The sequence below is a fragment of the Prevotella sp. FD3004 genome (genome assembly GCF_000746155.1).
In the GTDB taxonomy this organism is placed as follows: Bacteria; Bacteroidota; Bacteroidia; order Bacteroidales; family Bacteroidaceae; genus Prevotella.
On the sequence record NZ_JQKR01000015.1, the window covers coordinates 66554 to 84282 of the forward strand.

19 protein-coding genes are annotated in these 17729 nt (G+C 46.2%); 1 reads left to right on the forward strand and 18 read right to left on the reverse strand.

Features of this window, described 5'->3' with window-relative positions; translation table 11 throughout:
* Positions 1–7: 7 nt before the first annotated feature.
* From T325_RS12380 to T325_RS06720, 12 genes are all read right to left on the reverse strand, one after another.
* On the reverse strand, positions 8–2095 hold the full coding sequence (locus T325_RS12380) for a PP2C family protein-serine/threonine phosphatase (RefSeq protein WP_231622203.1): 2088 nt from the start codon (positions 2093–2095) through the stop codon (positions 8–10).
* Between the two features lie 11 nt (positions 2096–2106).
* Entirely contained in the window at positions 2107–3348 is a 1242-nt protein-coding gene (locus T325_RS06670; RefSeq protein ID WP_036911671.1) for a glutamate-5-semialdehyde dehydrogenase, read from the reverse strand.
* 7 nt (positions 3349–3355) lie between these two features.
* On the reverse strand, positions 3356–4123 hold the full coding sequence (gene proB / locus T325_RS06675; RefSeq protein ID WP_036911675.1) for a glutamate 5-kinase: 768 nt from the start codon (positions 4121–4123) through the stop codon (positions 3356–3358).
* Positions 4120–4482, reverse strand: a complete 363-nt coding sequence (locus T325_RS06680; RefSeq protein WP_036911676.1) for a YraN family protein — start codon at positions 4480–4482, stop codon at positions 4120–4122. The genes proB and T325_RS06680 overlap by 4 nt, the downstream gene beginning before the upstream one ends.
* A gap of 27 nt (positions 4483–4509) precedes the next feature.
* Positions 4510–6162, reverse strand: a complete 1653-nt coding sequence (locus tag T325_RS06685; RefSeq protein ID WP_036911683.1) for an AMP-binding protein — start codon at positions 6160–6162, stop codon at positions 4510–4512.
* A gap of 6 nt (positions 6163–6168) precedes the next feature.
* Positions 6169–6726, reverse strand: a complete 558-nt coding sequence (locus tag T325_RS06690) for a helix-turn-helix domain-containing protein (protein WP_036911685.1) — start codon at positions 6724–6726, stop codon at positions 6169–6171.
* 13 nt (positions 6727–6739) lie between these two features.
* The gene (locus T325_RS06695) at positions 6740–7354 is read right to left on the reverse strand and encodes a LolA family protein (protein WP_036911687.1); all 615 of its coding nucleotides are present in this window, start codon (positions 7352–7354) and stop codon (positions 6740–6742) included.
* Positions 7351–8130, reverse strand: a complete 780-nt coding sequence (locus T325_RS06700; RefSeq protein ID WP_036911689.1) for a pyrroline-5-carboxylate reductase family protein — start codon at positions 8128–8130, stop codon at positions 7351–7353. Before T325_RS06700 ends, T325_RS06695 begins: the two co-directional genes overlap by 4 nt.
* 5 nt (positions 8131–8135) lie before the next feature.
* Positions 8136–9275: an aspartate aminotransferase family protein gene (locus tag T325_RS06705; protein ID WP_036911691.1), complete on the reverse strand. Its 1140-nt coding sequence runs from the start codon at positions 9273–9275 to the stop codon at positions 8136–8138.
* Between the two features lie 250 nt (positions 9276–9525).
* Positions 9526–10209 (reverse strand): hypothetical protein, encoded by a 684-nt coding sequence (locus tag T325_RS06710; protein WP_036911692.1) that lies wholly within the window; start codon positions 10207–10209, stop codon positions 9526–9528.
* 26 nt (positions 10210–10235) lie between these two features.
* Entirely contained in the window at positions 10236–11006 is a 771-nt protein-coding gene (locus T325_RS06715) for an outer membrane beta-barrel protein (RefSeq protein WP_081911090.1), read from the reverse strand.
* A gap of 36 nt (positions 11007–11042) precedes the next feature.
* Positions 11043–11903, reverse strand: a complete 861-nt coding sequence (locus T325_RS06720) for a Cbp1 family collagen-binding glycoprotein adhesin (RefSeq protein WP_036911694.1) — start codon at positions 11901–11903, stop codon at positions 11043–11045.
* Between the two features lie 215 nt (positions 11904–12118).
* Between T325_RS06720 and T325_RS06725 the strand changes: the two genes are divergently transcribed.
* Positions 12119–13261 (forward strand): AraC family transcriptional regulator, encoded by a 1143-nt coding sequence (locus T325_RS06725; RefSeq protein WP_177172009.1) that lies wholly within the window; start codon positions 12119–12121, stop codon positions 13259–13261.
* Here the strand turns inward: T325_RS06725 and argC are convergent.
* From argC to T325_RS12925, 6 genes are all read right to left on the reverse strand, one after another.
* On the reverse strand, positions 13242–14207 hold the full coding sequence (argC, locus tag T325_RS06730) for an N-acetyl-gamma-glutamyl-phosphate reductase (protein WP_036911698.1): 966 nt from the start codon (positions 14205–14207) through the stop codon (positions 13242–13244). The genes T325_RS06725 and argC overlap by 20 nt on opposite strands.
* The gene (locus T325_RS06735; protein WP_036911700.1) at positions 14204–15406 is read right to left on the reverse strand and encodes an argininosuccinate synthase; all 1203 of its coding nucleotides are present in this window, start codon (positions 15404–15406) and stop codon (positions 14204–14206) included. Before T325_RS06735 ends, argC begins: the two co-directional genes overlap by 4 nt.
* Before the next feature lie 20 nt (positions 15407–15426).
* On the reverse strand, positions 15427–16035 hold the full coding sequence (locus T325_RS06740; RefSeq protein WP_036911702.1) for a GNAT family N-acetyltransferase: 609 nt from the start codon (positions 16033–16035) through the stop codon (positions 15427–15429).
* An 18-nt stretch (positions 16036–16053) separates the two neighbouring features.
* On the reverse strand, positions 16054–16530 hold the full coding sequence (gene argR / locus T325_RS06745; protein ID WP_036911705.1) for an arginine repressor: 477 nt from the start codon (positions 16528–16530) through the stop codon (positions 16054–16056).
* An 83-nt stretch (positions 16531–16613) separates the two neighbouring features.
* Positions 16614–17204, reverse strand: coding sequence for a DUF4923 family protein (locus tag T325_RS06750; RefSeq protein ID WP_036911711.1), 591 nt, complete (start codon positions 17202–17204; stop codon positions 16614–16616).
* Positions 17205–17437: 233 nt separating this feature from the next.
* Positions 17438–17729: hypothetical protein (locus tag T325_RS12925; RefSeq protein ID WP_231622204.1), on the reverse strand; the 292-nt coding region annotated here is incomplete at its 5' end.

Genomic DNA, 17729 nt, shown 5'->3' on the forward strand with positions numbered 1-17729 from the left:
AATATTTTTATGAATTACTTTGTAATGCTTTGATGCACATAATGGTCATGTCGTCATTAGGTTCTGCACCATCACGATGATGCTTCACTTCTGTTTCCATAAGCTCTACTACATGATGGGCATTTCTGAACTTTGTATGTCGTAATATATCAAGCACGTGGTCATCGCCAAACTGTTCCTGTCTCATGTTCTCAGCCTCACTCAGTCCGTCGGAATAAATGAAGAGAGGGCGTCCCTTGATGGATCCTATTTCCTCGCCGATATATTCGAGCCCTGGCCATAGACCTATAGGCGCATTGGACTCCATCTGAAGGAACGAACCATGTTGCTCATCGCCTCCAATGATCGGAGGATTGTGGCCGGCATTGCAGAAGTGGAACTGTCCTGTGATGAGATTCATCTGACCAATGAACATGGTGACAAACATGCCATTGTCGTTTTTCTCTGTCAGTTCCTCGTTTAAACATGTTGCTATGTATGCTGGCATCTGGTGCTGTTTTGCCAAGAAGCGGAACAGACGGATGGTCTGAGCCATGAATAACGAAGCAGGGACTCCCTTACCTGATACATCACCCAGACAGAAATATAGGATGTCGTCTTCAAGCAGATAATCGTAAAGGTCGCCACCCACTTCCTTGGCAGGGGTCATTGAGGCGTAGAGATCCAAGTCTGGACGCTCAGGGAATTCGTGTGGTACCATCGACATCTGAATTTCGCGGGCAATACGTAGTTCACTCTCTATGCGTTCCTTGGCAGCGGTGGTTTGTTCCAGTTGCTCGTAAGCTGTCTCCAGCTTGTTGTAGGCTACAGTCAGATCTTTCATGTGGCGGCTACGACGATAGAGGTAGAGGCTGAGGAAGGTGATGACAAGCACTCCCACGCCGATGGCTGTCCATAGGGTAATACGCTCTATTTTCTCCTTGTTTTGTTCCAACTCAAGTTTTGACTGAAACTCGCTCAACTTCAATTGTTGTGCATGGCGGTCCAGACTATCGTTTTTCAGTTTAATGGAGGCATGACTCAACTCTATGTTGCGATTCTTTAATGTAAGGTTGAGTGCCTCTTCCTCCAATCGACGCTGCTCCAGTTCGTCCTGGGCGTGAGCCAGTTTTAGCGATTGGTTGTGCAGCAATAACTCTTTTGCCTGGTTCTCAGCACGGATGACATCGAGCTGAAGAGTGTGCTCAGCTGTTTGCTTGCGTGTCTCGGCAGAGTTAAGAGAGTCGCTAATCAGCTTATATTTCTTGAAACAATCAAGAGCATTATTCCAATCGCCCAACCATTCATAAGCATGAGCCATCAACTTGTATCTCTCTTGAGGGTTTCTTACCGTTTGGGCTAATTCCAGCATTTGCTTGTAGTCGCCGTTTACTTGTGCATGGTATATCTCAATGAGATTACTGGAAGTTGAATTGGATTTATATTTCTCTATCACCTTTTTCCATTCTTCGTAGGCCTGATTGAATTCTTCTTTATGGTCGACTCCTTCGGGCATCATGGCGGACATGCAACGATAACTCCATGCATCCACGATGTTAGCTCCTATGAGGTTAGGCTCAGCCAGAGCTTTGTCGGTCATCTCAAGAACCTTTTCTTTCTGTCTTTTGTTATAGTATACTTTAGCCGCTCCAATATAGGCTGGTGCTGCATTGATGTTGGGCAAATGCTTCTGTTTGTACTGGATGGCATTAAGATATAGCCTTAGAGCTTCTCCTTCCATTTTGAGCGAGTTGGATTGGTTGGCATTGGTTAGGGATGAGTAGTAGATTCCGAGTTTACTGTCGTGCAGTTGGGAATACTCATTCATCGCCTTGGCTATTTCCATGCCTTTCTGGCGACTGATCCTGATAAAGGCAAAAGAAGCCTGATTTGCCCATGTGCGATAGAAGAGTCCCTCATTGCCAGCCTTAAGCGTGGCCTCCTTCAAACGCTCGGTCACGTCCATGAACTCGTCAATGTTATGCGTGGGATAAAGACGATACATCTCCTTCTCCAACTGCCCGATGTCGGCAGTTGCAACTTTCTCCTGCGCTAGCATCTGTATAGGCATGCAGAATAGAAAGAAGAGTAGGATCAATATAGGCTTGAACTTCATCAAATATTTATCTATGGGCGGGTTTGTCCTTCGCCTTCGATGAGCCACTTGTAGGTGCAGATTTCCTCGAGTGCCATAGGACCACGGGGACCTAGTTTCTGTGTAGAGATGCCGATCTCAGCGCCAAGGCCGAACTGGGCACCATCGGTAAATGAAGTAGGGGCATTCCAATAAACGCAGGCGGCATCGACATGGGCTTGGAACTTGCGGGCTGTCTGCTCATTCATCGTGATGATACTCTCACTATGGCCGGAACCGTTATCGTCGATATGCTCGAGGGCCTCTTCGAGTGAGGCAACGGTCTTGATGGCCAACTTGTAATCCATGAACTCTGTGCCGAAACTGTCATCTGTAGCATGTTCCAGATCGGGATACTTACCATCAAGGGCCGCATAAGCCTGGGCATCGGCATAGATGATGACGTCTTTTCCTGCCATCTTCTCACAAAGCGCGGGCAGATCCTGAAGACGACTCTTGTGGATGATGAGACAATCGAGGGCGTTGCAGACAGATACTCTGCGGGTCTTGCCATTATTGATGATGGCCTTACCCATCTCCAAGTCGCCTTCCTCGTCGAAGTAGGTGTTCACCACACCAGCACCCGTCTCAATCACAGGAATGCGGGCTGTATCACGAACGAAGTCGATGAGTTTCCTGCCTCCGCGGGGGATGCAGAGATCGACGTAACCCACAGCATTGAGCATCTCGCCTGTTGCCTCATGGGTAGCAGGCAACAGGGCTACAACATCCTTCGACACGCCATACTGCTCCAGAACCTCATGAATCAGGGCAACCTCTTCGCGATTGCTGCAATCGGCATCCTTACCACCTTTCAGTATGCAGGCGTTACCACTCTTAAAACAAAGCGAGAAGACATCGAACGTGACATTGGGACGTGCCTCGTAAATCATACCGATGACACCAAAGGGTACACTGACACGGCAAAGACGAAGTCCGTTGGGTAATGTCTTCTGTTTAGTGATATGTCCTAATGGCGTGGGTAGAATGGCTACATTACGCATGTCGGAAGCAATACCATCCAAACGCTCCTCTGTAAGTTGCAGACGGTCGTAAAGGGGATTGTCTTTCGACATCTTGGTCAGATCCTGAGTGTTTGCCTTCAGGATTCTCACCTTATTATCTATAATAGCACTGGCAACGGCATTGAGTATCTCGTTGCGCTGTTCGTCGGTAAGCAAAGCCAAACTCTTGCTAGCACGTTTTACACGTTCGAAAGTCTCTTTCAGTTGCATGTCTCTTCTATGTTAGGAATTCTGTATGAGGCGTTGATTGCGGATTCTCAATGAGATCGATAAGTATGTTGTCACGAGTGCCATTAGCGATGATGACATGTATGCCAGCTGACTGTACATTGCTGGCAGTGTGATACTTAGAGTGCATACCACCACGTCCGAAGGCACTTTTCTCAGTCTTGATGTATTTTGAGAGGTCGGTGCATGGAGCTACAGTCTGTATCAGTTCTGAAGATGAATCATCGGGGTGACCGGTATAGATACCATCGATGTTAGATAGTAGAATCAGTGAGTCGGCTTTCATCATTTGGGCGATAAGGCCAGAGAGCTCATCATTATCAGTAAACATCAACTCGGTAACTGATACGGTATCGTTTTCGTTGACGATAGGCAGTACGTCGTTTTCTAACATGACCGTCATACAAGCTTGTTGGTTGCGGTACTGTTCGCCTGGTTGGAAGTTCTCTTTCATCGTTAGAACCTGTCCGACATGAATACCGAACTCACGGAACAGGTCGTAGTAAAGACCAACAAGTTTAACTTGGCCGACGGCAGAGAACAGCTGACGCTGCTCTACGCTGTCGAGCGAATGATCAACGGTGAGTTCGCGTCGGCCACAGGCTACAGCACCTGACGTTACGAGGATGACCTCGATATCCTTTTGTCGGAGCCAGGCAATTTGATCAACGAGTGCGGACATGCGAGTGACGTCCAACTTCCCGTCTGAACGTGTTAGCACGTTTGAGCCTACCTTAATAACAAATCTTCTTTTCATATTAATGTTACATCCATGATGTGATCGATTTCCGGCATATTGTTGCCTATCATTCCTACGATGCTGATGACATCGAAACGTACATTGGCATAAGCGCAATGTGACTTCACATAGTGATTGATGGCAGACTGCAATGCGAGGCGCTTCTTGTAATCGATAGCTTCCTCGGGGTTGCCATATAGCCTGTTACGGCGGGTCTTTACCTCTACGAAGACAAGTGTGTCGCCCTTTGTGGCAATGATGTCAAGGTCGTGATGGCCAGACTTCCAATCGCGCTCCAGAATCTCGTAGCCTTGGTGTTGCAAGAATTCCGATGCAACCTCCTCACCCCACTTACCTAGTTCGTTATGCGCAGCCACAACTATTCGCTATTTACTTTTTACCATTTACTTCTCTGCATCCTTCTTGCGAATCTCTACGCGGCGGATCTTTCCACTGATAGTCTTCGGCAATTCATCGACAAACTCGATGATTCGTGGATATTTATAAGGAGCAGTTTCCTTTTTGACATGCTGCTGCAGTTCCTTGATTAAGTCGTCGCCAGCTTTGTCTTTCCATTCTTTTCCGAGGACGACGGTAGCCTTCACTACCATACCGCGGATATCATCGGGTACACCGGTGATGGCGCATTCTACTACAGCAGGGTGGGTCATCAGGGCACTCTCTACCTCGAACGGACCAATGCGATAGCCTGAAGATTTGATTACATCGTCGATACGGCCTTCGAACCAGTAGTAGCCGTCTTCGTCGCGCCAAGCCATATCACCAGTGTGGTAGATACCATCATGCCAAGCCTCGCGGGTTTTCTCCTCATCACGATAATACCCTTTAAACAGACCGATAGGTTTCTTGTCGCCTACGCGTACCACGATCTCGCCCTTTTCACCATCCTCGCAGCTGGTACCATCGGCACGCAGCAGGTCGATGTTGTACTGGGCATTGGGGATACCCATTGAACCGGGTTTCGGCGTCATCCAAGGGAAGGTGCCGAGGGTCATGGTGGTCTCTGTCTGACCAAAGCCTTCCATCATGCGGATACCAGTTTTCTCGTAGAACTTATCATAGACTGCGGGGTTCAGGGCCTCGCCTGCGGTGCAGCAGTACTGAAGGCTGCTCAGATCGTACTTACTCAAATCCTCACGAATCATGAAACGATAGATGGTGGGAGGTGCACAGAAACTGGTTACTTTATATTTTTCCATCTGGCGCAGCAGGGTGTCGGCATTAAACTTCTCGTGGTCGAATACAAACACAGTAGCGCCAGCAAACCACTGTCCGTAGAACTTACCCCATACAGCCTTACCCCAGCCGGTATCGGCTACGGTGAGATGGAGTGAATTCTCGTGCAGGTTATGCCAGAACACACCAGTGGTCAGGTGTCCCATAGCATAGAGGTAATCATGTGCAACCATCTTAGGTTCGCCGCTGGTTCCCGAGGTGAAGTACATAATCATCGTGTCTTCGTTGTTATTAACGAAGGCGGGGCGCTCGAACTTGGGCGCGTTGACCACTTCGGCCTTCCAGTTGTGGAAACCTTCCTCGTCGCGCAGCGTGATATATTGTTTCACCGTCGGACTCTCAGGCATGGCCAACTTGATCTGACTGATGATATAGTCGTCATCGGCACAGATGATGGCCTTTACTGAGGCGCGTGTGTTACGATAGACGTAGTCGTGCTTAGTCAGCATGTGGGTAGCAGGAATCACGATGGCACCAATCTTACACAGGGCCAGCATGACAATCCACCACTCATAGTGACGCTTCAGGATGAGCATCACGGGATCACCCTTGCCAATACCTAATGTCTGCAGGTATGAGGCCGCCTGGTCGCTCTGTTCTTTCAGTTGTGCATAAGTGGCACGTATTTCTTCACCCTGATCATTGGTCCAAAGTAGTGCTAACTTTTCGGGTGCCTCCTCTGCCCACGCGTCCATCACGTCGTAGGCAAAGTTAAAATGCTCTGGAACGATAAATTCCAGATTCTTATTGTAATCCTCTACAGACGTAAATTTAGTCTGCTTTAAAAATCTTTCTACCATATATTATTATTCAACTGTGAATGCAAGGAACTTAACGGGTTTGTCGCCTACGGCCAGCATGCCGTGGGGCTTGGTGGAGTCGAAGTAGATTGAATCGCCTTCCTCAAGAATGATGGTCTTGCCTCCGATGTAGAGTTCCATCTTGCCTTCGAGCACCATGTTGAACTCTTGTCCGGCATGGGTGTTCTTATAGATAGTACGTACACCAGGCTTTGGCTCTACGGTGACGATGAATACATCGGCCTTATGGTTGACAAAACCACCTACCAGCGACTGATATTTATAGGCCTTTGTGCGCTCGATAGACATGCCCTGACCCTTGCGAGTTACGTAGTAAGACTTCATATGAGGTGATTCTGCAAAGATAAGCTCTTCTGTCGAAACACCATACTTGTGAGCAATCTTCATCAGATTCGAGATGGTGATATCGAGCTCACCCGCCTCTATTTTCTCATACTTCTCCGACGAGATTCCGATGGTTTCTGCCATCTCGCTGACGGGGATGTCGAGTACGTCGCGCAAACCACGCAGGCGCTCGCCTATTTGTTTTAACTGTTCGTCCATATTTTATTTATTTTTATCGTTCGTCAATTATCTTATAATCTTTATATTTCTCCTTTGGGAATACGAAGAGCTGGTCGTCGATGCTACCCGCTTGGAAGTTGGCGAAGGTAATGGTGGCCCAGAATATGCTCACCTTGATACGCAACCGTCTAGGGTAGTAGCTACCAGGCGTGAGTAAGGCTTCAATGCGTTTCATCTTGACATTGGCCTTGGGCTTTGCTACGAGGGTGACAAGCAACATTCCGTCATCGGCTTTCGCGATGGAATAGGTGTAGCTGTCTGGCTCGAACTTGAACATTTGCAATTTCTCGTCCTTCTTATTTACCTTGGGGTCGTGGAGTTCCACAATCTTCTTGTTGGTCCGGACGATGTGCTTTAGTGTTCCATTGTCGTAGATGATAGTGTTCTTATGTTCAGAGACACTTTTTTCGCCTTTGTTGCACGAATAGCCTTCTTCCTTATAGACGTGGAGGATGTCTATCTTGTAGTTGAACTTCACCCCTTCCTGTCCATAGATATGGTTCCACGCTGTATTGAAGACGCGCTTGGCCTGACGGGCATTCGGGGTGTCTTGTGCCGAAGCAGTCAGACAGAAGAATATCGTCAGTATCAGCAGTGTCCGCCTCATTTCAGTCCAGCTTTCAGTCCGCGGATTACGGCAGAAGTGAAGCCTGCATGTTCCATCTCGTTGAGGCCCTTGATGGTAACACCGCCAGGGGTGGTTACCAAGTCGATGGCTGCTTCTGGGTGAAGCCCACTGGCTTCAAGCAACTCTACGGCCCCTTTCATGGTCTGCATCACAATTTTTTTTGCGTCGTCGGCCTTGAAACCGAGCTCTACGCCGCCCTCAGCTGCTGCACGGATATAACGCATGGCATAGGCGATGCCGCAAGAGGCGAGCGTCGTTCCTGCTGCCAGATGCTGCTCGTCTGTAATCAGCGTGTTACCCATCTCGTCGAAGATGCTGACAACTGTCTTGATATCCTCTTCTGAAGCACCTACCGGTACCACGAAGGTCATCGATGCCATCTCTGCAATGGCGATGTTTGGAATGGCAAGGAAGAGAGGGGGGCAGCTATTGCCTAGCCACTGCTTGATGCTTTCTGAAGATACTCCTGCAGCAATCACAATCAGAATCTGCTTCTTGGGATTCAGTTCCGATTTGATGTCCTTCAGTACACGCTCCACGAGCCAAGGCTTGACAACTACGCACACAATATCGGCAGTGTCGGCAGCTAACTTGTTGTCTGTCGTTACACTGACACCCATCTTGGCGAATTTCTCCACCACAGCCAGTGACGGATCGCTCACGGTGATGTCTTCGTTTTTGAACTGCTGGCCCTTGATGAGGCCTTCAACAGTGGCGCCACCCATAGCACCAGCGCCTATCACTGCTATCTTCATAATCTTCAAATCTCTTCAGGTTTAACTCTTATCAGTCTTTCTATAAAGTCATCAGCCTCTGCTTTCGTGAGGCACAGGGGGGGCAGAAGGCGCAGGATGTTTTGTCCTGCACAGCCCGTAAAGCAGTGCTCATGCTTGATGAGAGGCTTGCGAACCATGGCATGGGGCATGTCCAGCTCAATGCCGATCATCAGTCCTCGACCACGTACCTCCTTGATGTGTGAACTGCCGATGTTCCTGATGCCATCCATCAGGTAGTCACCTACGACACGGGCATTCTCCACCAATCCCTCGTTCTCGAATACATCGAGCACAGCCAGAGCTGCTGCACAAGCTAAGTGGTTGCCGCCAAAGGTGGTGCCCAACTGTCCGTAAACGGGCTGGAACTCTGGTGAAATCAGTACACCGCCCATTGGGAATCCGTTTGCAATACCTTTGGCCACCGTGATGATGTCTGGCTTGATGCCTAGCCACTGATGGGCGAAGAACTTACCGCTTCGCCCATAGCCACACTGTATCTCATCGCAAATCAATACAGCACCATAGCGCTTACATGCGTAGGCCAGTCCCTGAGCAAACTCTGGCGTAGCCATCTGAATACCGCCAACACCCTGAATGCATTCTAGGATAACGGCGGCAACGCCACCCTTCGATAATTCGCGAACCCAAGGCTCGAGGTCGTTCAGAGGGAGGAATCGTGTATGATGGTTATCGTTGATGGGGGCGATGATCTTAGGGTTGTTCGTTACCTCTACTGCAAGAGACGTTCTTCCGTGAAAAGCCTTCTCGCAAGAGAGCACACGTGTGTTACCGGTCTTAAACGATGCTAGTTTCAGGGCGTTCTCATTAGCCTCGGCGCCGCTGTTGATGAGGAACAGCAGGTAGTCGTCATAGCCGCTGATCTTACCAAGTCGCTCTGCCAACTCCACCTGAAGCTTATTAATCACTGAGTTCGAGTAGAATCCGATTTTACTGAGTTGCTCAGTCACCTTCTCAATATAGTGGGGGTGAGAGTGCCCTATCGAGATAACAGCATGTCCGCCATAAAGGTCAAGATATTCCTGTCCATTCTCGTCCCACACTTTACAGCCCTTACCCTTCGTAATGTTCACGTCGAAGAGTGGATAAACGTCGAATAACTTCATATACGTTCCTTTCTATACCTTATTATATATAATCGGTTGCAAAGTTACGGCAAATATCCGACAAATCGCAACATTCCACCATCTTTTTGCGTAAAATCGTAAGCAGCCCCTGCAAAACTGCATAAAACAAACATTTTCATGCCTTTGGAGGGTGCCGTACTAAACTGGGAGTTTACTCCGACTAAAGTCCGACTTTACTCCGAGTAAACTCCCAGTTGTCAAAAGGTAGATGTATAAAAGTTACATTTGTTTATTTGTTTTTCTTGAGCAAGCCTTTGGTCGTGATTTCGTCAAGTATAGCACGAGTAGAGAATGTCCATGATGCTGGTGATGCAACTCCGTCCTTATCTTTGAAGACACGGAAGTCACCAACTTCTATCAAATCATCGTCCCCATTGCTGTTCTTTTCGGTCATCACGAAAGCATAGTAGATGTTGCGGATTCCATCAGAAGCCTTTGTGCCAGAAACAACAAGCGCTAACTTGAATCTGACGCTTCCTGACTTTCCATTTGTGTCGAAATATACAGAGAAGTTATTGTCCTCTCCACTGATGAAGGCACCTGTAGCTTCGTTTGTGTTTCCATCATTGTAATCTTCGTACGACACCGTATTATTAGATGTATTTTGGTTATAGAACCTCATATATGCGTCATCCGCTGCTTCGCCGGGGTCATAATCATTAGTAGAGTCATAAACATTCACAGCGGGTGACATCACAAAGCAGCCTTCGACGTTTGGAGGATTGACTCCGTCATAGATTGCCATATATTTCTGCATTTTCTTGCGAATGTCGGAGGGAATCACTTTCTCAATGCGAACGTCCTTCTCGCCGTTGCCAGACTCTTCCTCGTCATCGCCGTCGCAGGCGGGGGTGCCGATGGCCATGAAAACGGCCATCAGCGTCATGCCGTAGAATCTATAAGTCTTTTTCATACCTAACTCCTTTCTTTGCCTGATTGTTAAAGATTCAAACCAAGGGTGATATCAAAACCACGAATGGTGGTGTGGTCTGTGATCTTGGTCAGATCCATGTAGTAGCCAATGCCAGCTGTGAACTTCTGACTGAAGCGAGCCTTGCAGCCTAAGTGTAGGCCAAGCTGGAAACGGTTCCAAGTGTCGTCACCCATGTCATCCTTTGAGAAATGATTGGCTTTCTGGTCACCAATCTTTGTCTGGGCCAGGATGTTAACACGTCCATAGATGCCTGCATAAGGTTGGATGGCAATAGCGTCGCTGGCTTCGAAAGAATACATTACGTTAATAGGAATCTTTACTGAAAGCATGCTGAACTTCGCGTCATGGCTCTTGCCTCCGTGGCTATGGTGCTCGTCATAACCATAATAATAGTCGTCATAATCAGGATAGTAGTCTTCGTACTTCTCGCTCTTGAAGAAATACTGAACGGCTGCACCAAATTCTAAGTAGAGAGGCGCGCTGACAGGCTTGGAGTAGAGGTAACCAAGAGAGAATCCTGTCATGCTTGTACTGCCTGAATACCCGTTATAGCTTACATGCATATTACTTGGATTGTACTGAAGAAAAAGGGTTCCGAAAGCTTCGTCATCAGAGGCACTGCTGTAGCTGACCTTCTCTTTGACAACCTTCTGCTGCTGAGGTTGCTGTTGCTTCTTTTTTGCCTGCATCTCGTCAAGGGTGATAACGTTTTGTGCACATGTAAAAGAGCCGAATGCGATGAGTGCGGCCATTGTCAAAAATCTGAAATGTTTCATAATGCTGTAGTTTTTAATTAATAATAGGTGTATTATTTACTTCGTTTGAATTACGATGTACTTTCCGTTGCTCCAGAATGCTTCTGGATTCAGCACATGGAGCTCAGAACTGGTCTTACTGGTCTTTACGAATTCGTAGGCCGATGACGGAATGTTTGAGAGCATTTTGGGCTTTGCTGTTGGAATCTGCAAGCCTCCGAAAGTGCGTACATCAACTTTACTGAAAAGCTCTAGAGGCAGGTTGCCATAGTTTACCTTCGACTTGACAATGATGCCATTCTCCTTTAGAATCTTACTTGAACCCATTACGACATAGCCCGTATTCATCTTGGCATTCTGGGCTGCTATCTGTTTCTCTTGGGCTTCCACTTTCTGGCTGAGCTCTGTATTACCCTTACTGAGGTTGCTCACTTGGCCTCTCAACTGGGCTATGCTTACGTTTTTGTTTTCTATCTCTGCTCGTAGGCTCCTGATCATGGCATCCTTCTCCTCAATCTGTTGATTCAGAACAGCTATGAGTTTCTGGAGTTTTGCCATGTTTTCACCTTTCTCGTTGAGTTCACCCTCCAGATTCTTTACTTTTTTGCGGAGCTCACTCAGATTGTCTGCAAAAGCTTCGAGGTTTTTCTTCAATTGAACTTTATCCACCATCGTTCCCTCTTTACCTTTATTAGTATAGAAGAGTGCGCCTTCTTGCTTGGCAATGGTGTCGAGACCTTCTGCTAGAAAACTCACGTATTCTGTCATGTTAGAGAGATCCCCCTGATATTGAGCGTTTAAAGTCATGAGCGAGTCGACTTGTTTCTTCAGTTGGTCTGTATTCTCATTACTTCCACCACAAGCCAAGAGGAATCCAAAGCATAATGCACAGGTTAAATAGATTAATATTTTCTTCATTTTACATATGGTTTTTAGTTGTTGTTGCAAAGATAATCATTAATCCTCATAACGACAATTCATATTGCAAGAACTTATCGTGCAAATTCGCAGAAATTACACGTCATTTTTCCTTTTTAATCATGCAAATTCACAATTCTTTTGATTTTCAGGCACTTTTGAGAGTATGTTTTTTTGTTATTTAATAACTTTTGTTTATCTTTGTATCCATGAAAATGACATTGATACTCTCATTACCTGCCACGGTTTGTACTATCATGGCTTTCCTTTTGATATTGAATCTACTGAGCAAATGGAATAAACCTCAGTTCAAACTCCTAGTGTTTATGCTTGTCTCAATGTTGCTTTATACGGCTCATTTCTTCTTTTTCAAAGGCTTGACTTATGCCATTCCGTTTTCTGATACCATATATTGCTTCTGTAATCCTGCTGTCTATCCCCTTTTCTATATTTATGTTGAAGAACTTACAGTCAGACATCCAAACAGACTTAGACATTTCTTCTATTTGTTGCCAGCACTTGTTTGCTTTGTGGCTGTAGGAGGCCTTTATTTGATGATGAGTCAGTCAGAAACGACTCATTTCATCGAACGATATTTGTATCACGATGAGTACACGCCGCTTCAAGGGCCTGAATGGTGGCAAGGTATTGCCCACTTGGTTGTAAAGATAGTCTTCGCACTTGAAATACCTCCTGTACTTTATTATGGATGGAAACGTATCTCAGAGTATAACCATATAGTGGAAAATAACTACTCTGATATTGAGGATAAGGCCGTCTCGTCATTACGTCCTCTGCTTATTCTCCTTGCAGGTGCCTCAATTGTATCTTTCATATGTAATGCCGTAGGACGTTATCATTTTTCTGAGATTGATTGGCTTGTAATTATTCCTGCTGCTGTCTTTTCTCTACTATTCTTGTTGATAGGCCATGTTGGCCTGAATCAGCAGTTCTCTGCCTGCGATATGGAATGGGATCTATATTCTCCAGAGGATTACGGATCGGAGTATACAAATGAATTGAGTTCAAAACTCGTCAGACTTCTTAACGAGGAACAATTCTACCTAAAACCAAATCTGAAGATAAATGATTTGGCCAGACGTCTTAATACGAATCGAAACTACATTTATAATGCTATAAACGTAGAGATGGGTATATCATTTTCGGAATTGATTAATCGTAAGCGTATTGATTATGCGGTACGTATGATAGATGAGTATCCGACTAAACATCTGAATGAAGTAGCCGTAGAATCTGGATTCTCATCTATCAGTACGTTCTATCGCAATTTTAAATTGTATAGGAGATGTTCTCCTAGTGATTTCCAACTAGAGGTTATTAGAAAGCAGAAGCTTTGAGGTGTAAGCCTGTGGTTTCGGCGATGCCAAACATGAGATTCATGTTCTGAACGGCCTGACCAACAGCGCCCTTCAACAGATTATCGATACATGAGGTAATTAGCAATTTGTTGCCGTATTTCTCAATATGTACCAATGCTTTATTGGTGTTCACTACCTGTTTAAGGTCGATAGCTTTATCACAATAATGTGTGAAAGCAGCATCACAATAAAACTCCTTATAGACATCGATAATATCTTCAATAGGAGCAGGAGTCTTGACTACTGCAGTACAGAAGATGCCACGAGCAAAGTCGCCACGATAGGGGATGAAGTCGATGTCTGCATCAAGATAGCCCTGTACCTGTTTCAAACTCTGACGGATCTCTGCTATATGCTGGTGTTGGAAAGGCTTATAAATGCTCAAGTTGTTGTTACGCCACGAAAAATGTGTTGTGGCTCCTGGCTTCTGGCCAGCACCAGTAGAACCTGTGATGGCATTTACTGCGACATCGTCTTTTAGCAGGTTCAGATGAGCAGCAGGCAGAAGTGCCAGCTGGATACAAGTGGCAAAACATCCTGGGTTGGCCAAGTGTTGGGCCTTCTGTATCTCGGCCTTGTTGATTTCGGGCAGGCCATAGACGTAATCGTGGTCGCCTTTGATGCGGAAGTCTTGTGCCAAATCAATGATTTTGACGTTGGTAGGAATGTTGTGCTCTTTGAGAAAAGCTTCGCTCTTGCCATGTCCGAAGCAGAAGAAAACCACATCAACCTTGTCGAAAGGCATTTCGTCGGTAAATCTCAAATCTGTCTCACCAATAAGTCCTTCGTGTACATCGCTAACCAGATTGCCTGCGTTGCTCTCAGAGTTGGCAAATATGATTTCAGCCTCGGGGTGGTTAAGCAGCAGGCGGATAAGTTCTCCGCCTGTGTAACCTGCCGCACCTAATATTCCAATTTTTATCATCTTTTTTCGTCTTTATGGATGCCATAGTAAACGCGGAGTGGTGTGCTCGATACCTTGATGAATCCCTTGGCCTCGTCAGCAGTCCAACCTGTCTGGGTCTCTCCATACTCGCCGAGTTTCGACTTTGTCAGGTCGTTGACAGAATCGATACCAACGGTCTCGAAGCCGTAAGGACGGAGTTTCAGAATAGCTGTACCTGTGACATTGCGCTGGCTTGATGTCAACATTGCCTCAATGTCTGGCATGACTGGCTCAAGATACTGACTCTCGTGAAGGAACATACCATACCAGTTGGCAACCTGGTCCTTCCAATACTGCTGCCATTTAGAAAGCGTTGATTTTTCCAATAGGCGATGAGCCTCGATAATCAGTTTGGGAGCAGCGGCTTCAAAGCCTACGCGCCCTTTGATGCCGATAATCGTGTCGCCTACGTTGGCATCGCGGCCAATGGCGTAAGAGGCACCAATTTCTTCAATCTTTTGGATTGCCTTGATTTTATCGTCAAACTTTTCGCCATTAACAGCAACAATCTCGCCTTTCTCAAATTGGATTTTCAGTAGAGATTCCTGTTCTTTGGCCGTGACGTGTTTCAGGTAGGCGTCTTCTGGCAGTCCCTGTGTGGGGTCGAGCAATTCGCCACCACAGATGCTGGTGCCCCAGATACCTACATTATAAGAATACTTCAGTTTTGTGAAATCTGCGAAGAAACCGTGTTCGTTTAGATAGTCAACTTCTTCCTTGCGGGTCAGTTTCTTATCACGAGTCAGGGTGATAATCTCTACACCAGGAGCCATCACGAGGAAGGTCATGTCGAAACGGATCTGGTCGTTGCCTGCACCAGTAGAACCATGTGCGATAGCATCAGCACCAATCTCCTTGGCGTAGCGTGCGATGGCGATGGCCTGGAAGATACGCTCACTGCTGACACTGATAGGGTAGCAGTTGTTGCGCAATACATTTCCGAAGATCATGTATTTCAGTGACTTAGCGTAATATTCCTGTGTTACGTCGAGGGTGGCATATTGTACTGCGCCCAACTTATAGGCGTTTTCCTCGTTTATCTTCAACTGCTCTTCACTGAAACCGCCAGTATTGGCGCATGCGGCATAGACATCCCATCCGTCCTGGGTCAGTTTCATGACAGTGTAACTGGTGTCAAGCCCACCAGAGAAGGCTACTACAACTTTCTTGTTTGCCATATTACTATCTAGTTTTTTTATTATTTCTTACCATCAATCTTTTTAATGCGTTCAATCACCTCGTCGGGTATCTTAGCGGGAAGGTGCTCTGTCGGATCGTAGAGCATAGCGGTACAGATGCAGTACTTGCGTCCCGTGCGGTGTAATACGTCTACGTTGACACAGCCTTCGCAGCCTTTCCAGAATGCCTCGTCGTCTGTGAGGTCGGCAAACGTCACAGGCTGATAGCCCAGAGCTGTATTCATGGCCATCACGGCAGCGCCACTTGTAAGCGAGAATATCTTGGCGTGAGGCCAGCGGGTACGAGCCAGCGTGAAAGTCATGTCTTTGATGCGTTTGGCTACATGATGACCACGAAAGTCGGGATGGACAATCAGACCGGAAGTCGTGACGTATTGTTGGTTATCCCATGTCTCAATATAGCTAAAGCCTGCAAATGTGCCATCTTTTGCTAAAGCGATGACGGCTTTGGCTTCCATCATTTTCTTAGCGAGGTACTCGTGTGTGCGCTTGGCGATACCAGTACCGCGTACTTTAGCTGCCTCGGCTATTGTGTCCAGAATCGTGTCTACGTATTTCTCGTGCTCGGGTCCTGCTATAAGTACTTCAATATCAGATTCTTGTTCCATTGAATTTTTTGTTGCGAATTATTTCATGTTGGGTACAAAATCACTTAAAGCTTCTACGATTTCCTGTTGCTTGACACCTTCCTTAATAACAATAAAGATGGTGTCGTCGCCAGCGATGGTTCCTAATATCTCGGGAATGTCGCTGTTGTCTATATTCCATGCAATAGAACTTGCATAGCCTGGGCGAGTCTTGATAATGCCCATGTTGCCCGAGAAGTTAATGCTGACAAATCCAGGCACTTTCATCATCTCACGGATGCTGTTGGGAGTGCTCACTCGTTTGTACATTGTTTCATTGGGCAATACATACACATAGTTGCCACTCATAGATGCTGCCTTGGCTACTTTCAGCTGCTTCAGGTCGCGGCTTAACGTGGCTTGTGTAAGTTTGAATCCTTCCTTCTGCAGGGCATTCAATAGTTCGTCCTGGCTTCCTAATTGCTGGCTCGAGATGATGAGTCGCAGAGCCTCTAATCGGTTGTTCTTGACTTTCATTGCAGTATATTTATTCAGAAATCGGATGCAAAATTACATAATTTTTTGCATCCGACCAAATATTTCTGCATATTTTTGCAAATTTACTTTCTCATATCGAATCCGATACGTACGCCATCGTAGTTTTTACTTAGTTCGCCGATAGTCTGTAAATCCTTGCTCCCGCTGAGCGCTGATGCCATTTGCAGGATAGTTAGTAACTTGTTTGCCTCGAAAAGAACAGATATGCCGCCGAGTTCTTTCTTGGCGTAGCAGTTGGTGCTGAATAATAATGTTTTGAGGGTGATCTTCTGTGTCGCCTCGTCGAATGTGTATTGGCCCATCAGTGGCGTTCCTCCAACCTTTGCTGAAAACGAACCGTCTTCTTTAAACGTAATGACAGTGTTATTAGAAGATATGCCTACCTGCTGGTAATATGGCAACAACTTCTGCTCAATCTGGACGGCAGCCATCTCACCGCCTGCTTTGGCAAGGAGATTCTCACTCATGAAAGCGCATCCCGGACCGCTATAGTTCCATGTGCCAACAAGATTCTGAACCTTTATTTTATCAAGGCCGATAACGCTTGATATCGCATTCGATACCCCTTGGCCACTCATCAGAGCGCCAAGATTGCCACAACTCATCATAAGGATACAGCCCAAAACTGCGATTCCGATTTTAATCTTTTTCATTATAGTATTTATTTTTTATTATATATACTTTGGTGCAAAGGTAGCAACTTTTCTGTCAGCCACCACGTTTTTATCAGAAATTAACTTTGTTTTCCTCGTAGTAAAGTGTCGTTTTCCTCGTAGTAAAGTTGGGGTTTACTTGTAGTGCCCTTCAGGTTTGGTGGATCCTTCATTCTGTTCTCGCTCTATATAATATATAATAAGGTGAGTGTTGTTTTCTGCCTTGACATTTATCAAGAGGCTGAAAATAATCGCATAAAAATCGAAAATTTCTTCTGAAAAGTTTTGCCGGTTCGAAAATTCTTCTTACCTTTGCACCCGCTAACGAGGAAACGACCTCTGTAAGCAGGCAAAAAGAAAGAGTTCTTTGAAAGATTTACATAGACAGAAGTAGTACAAGAAGCGAGAGCAGAGATGCTCTTGGGTAGAAAGAAACGAACCGTTTCAATTTCTTGAATTTGGATAGTCGTTCTGAGACAGATAATGATTATATTTACAAGGCTTCTAGGAGCGAGAGAAATGAAA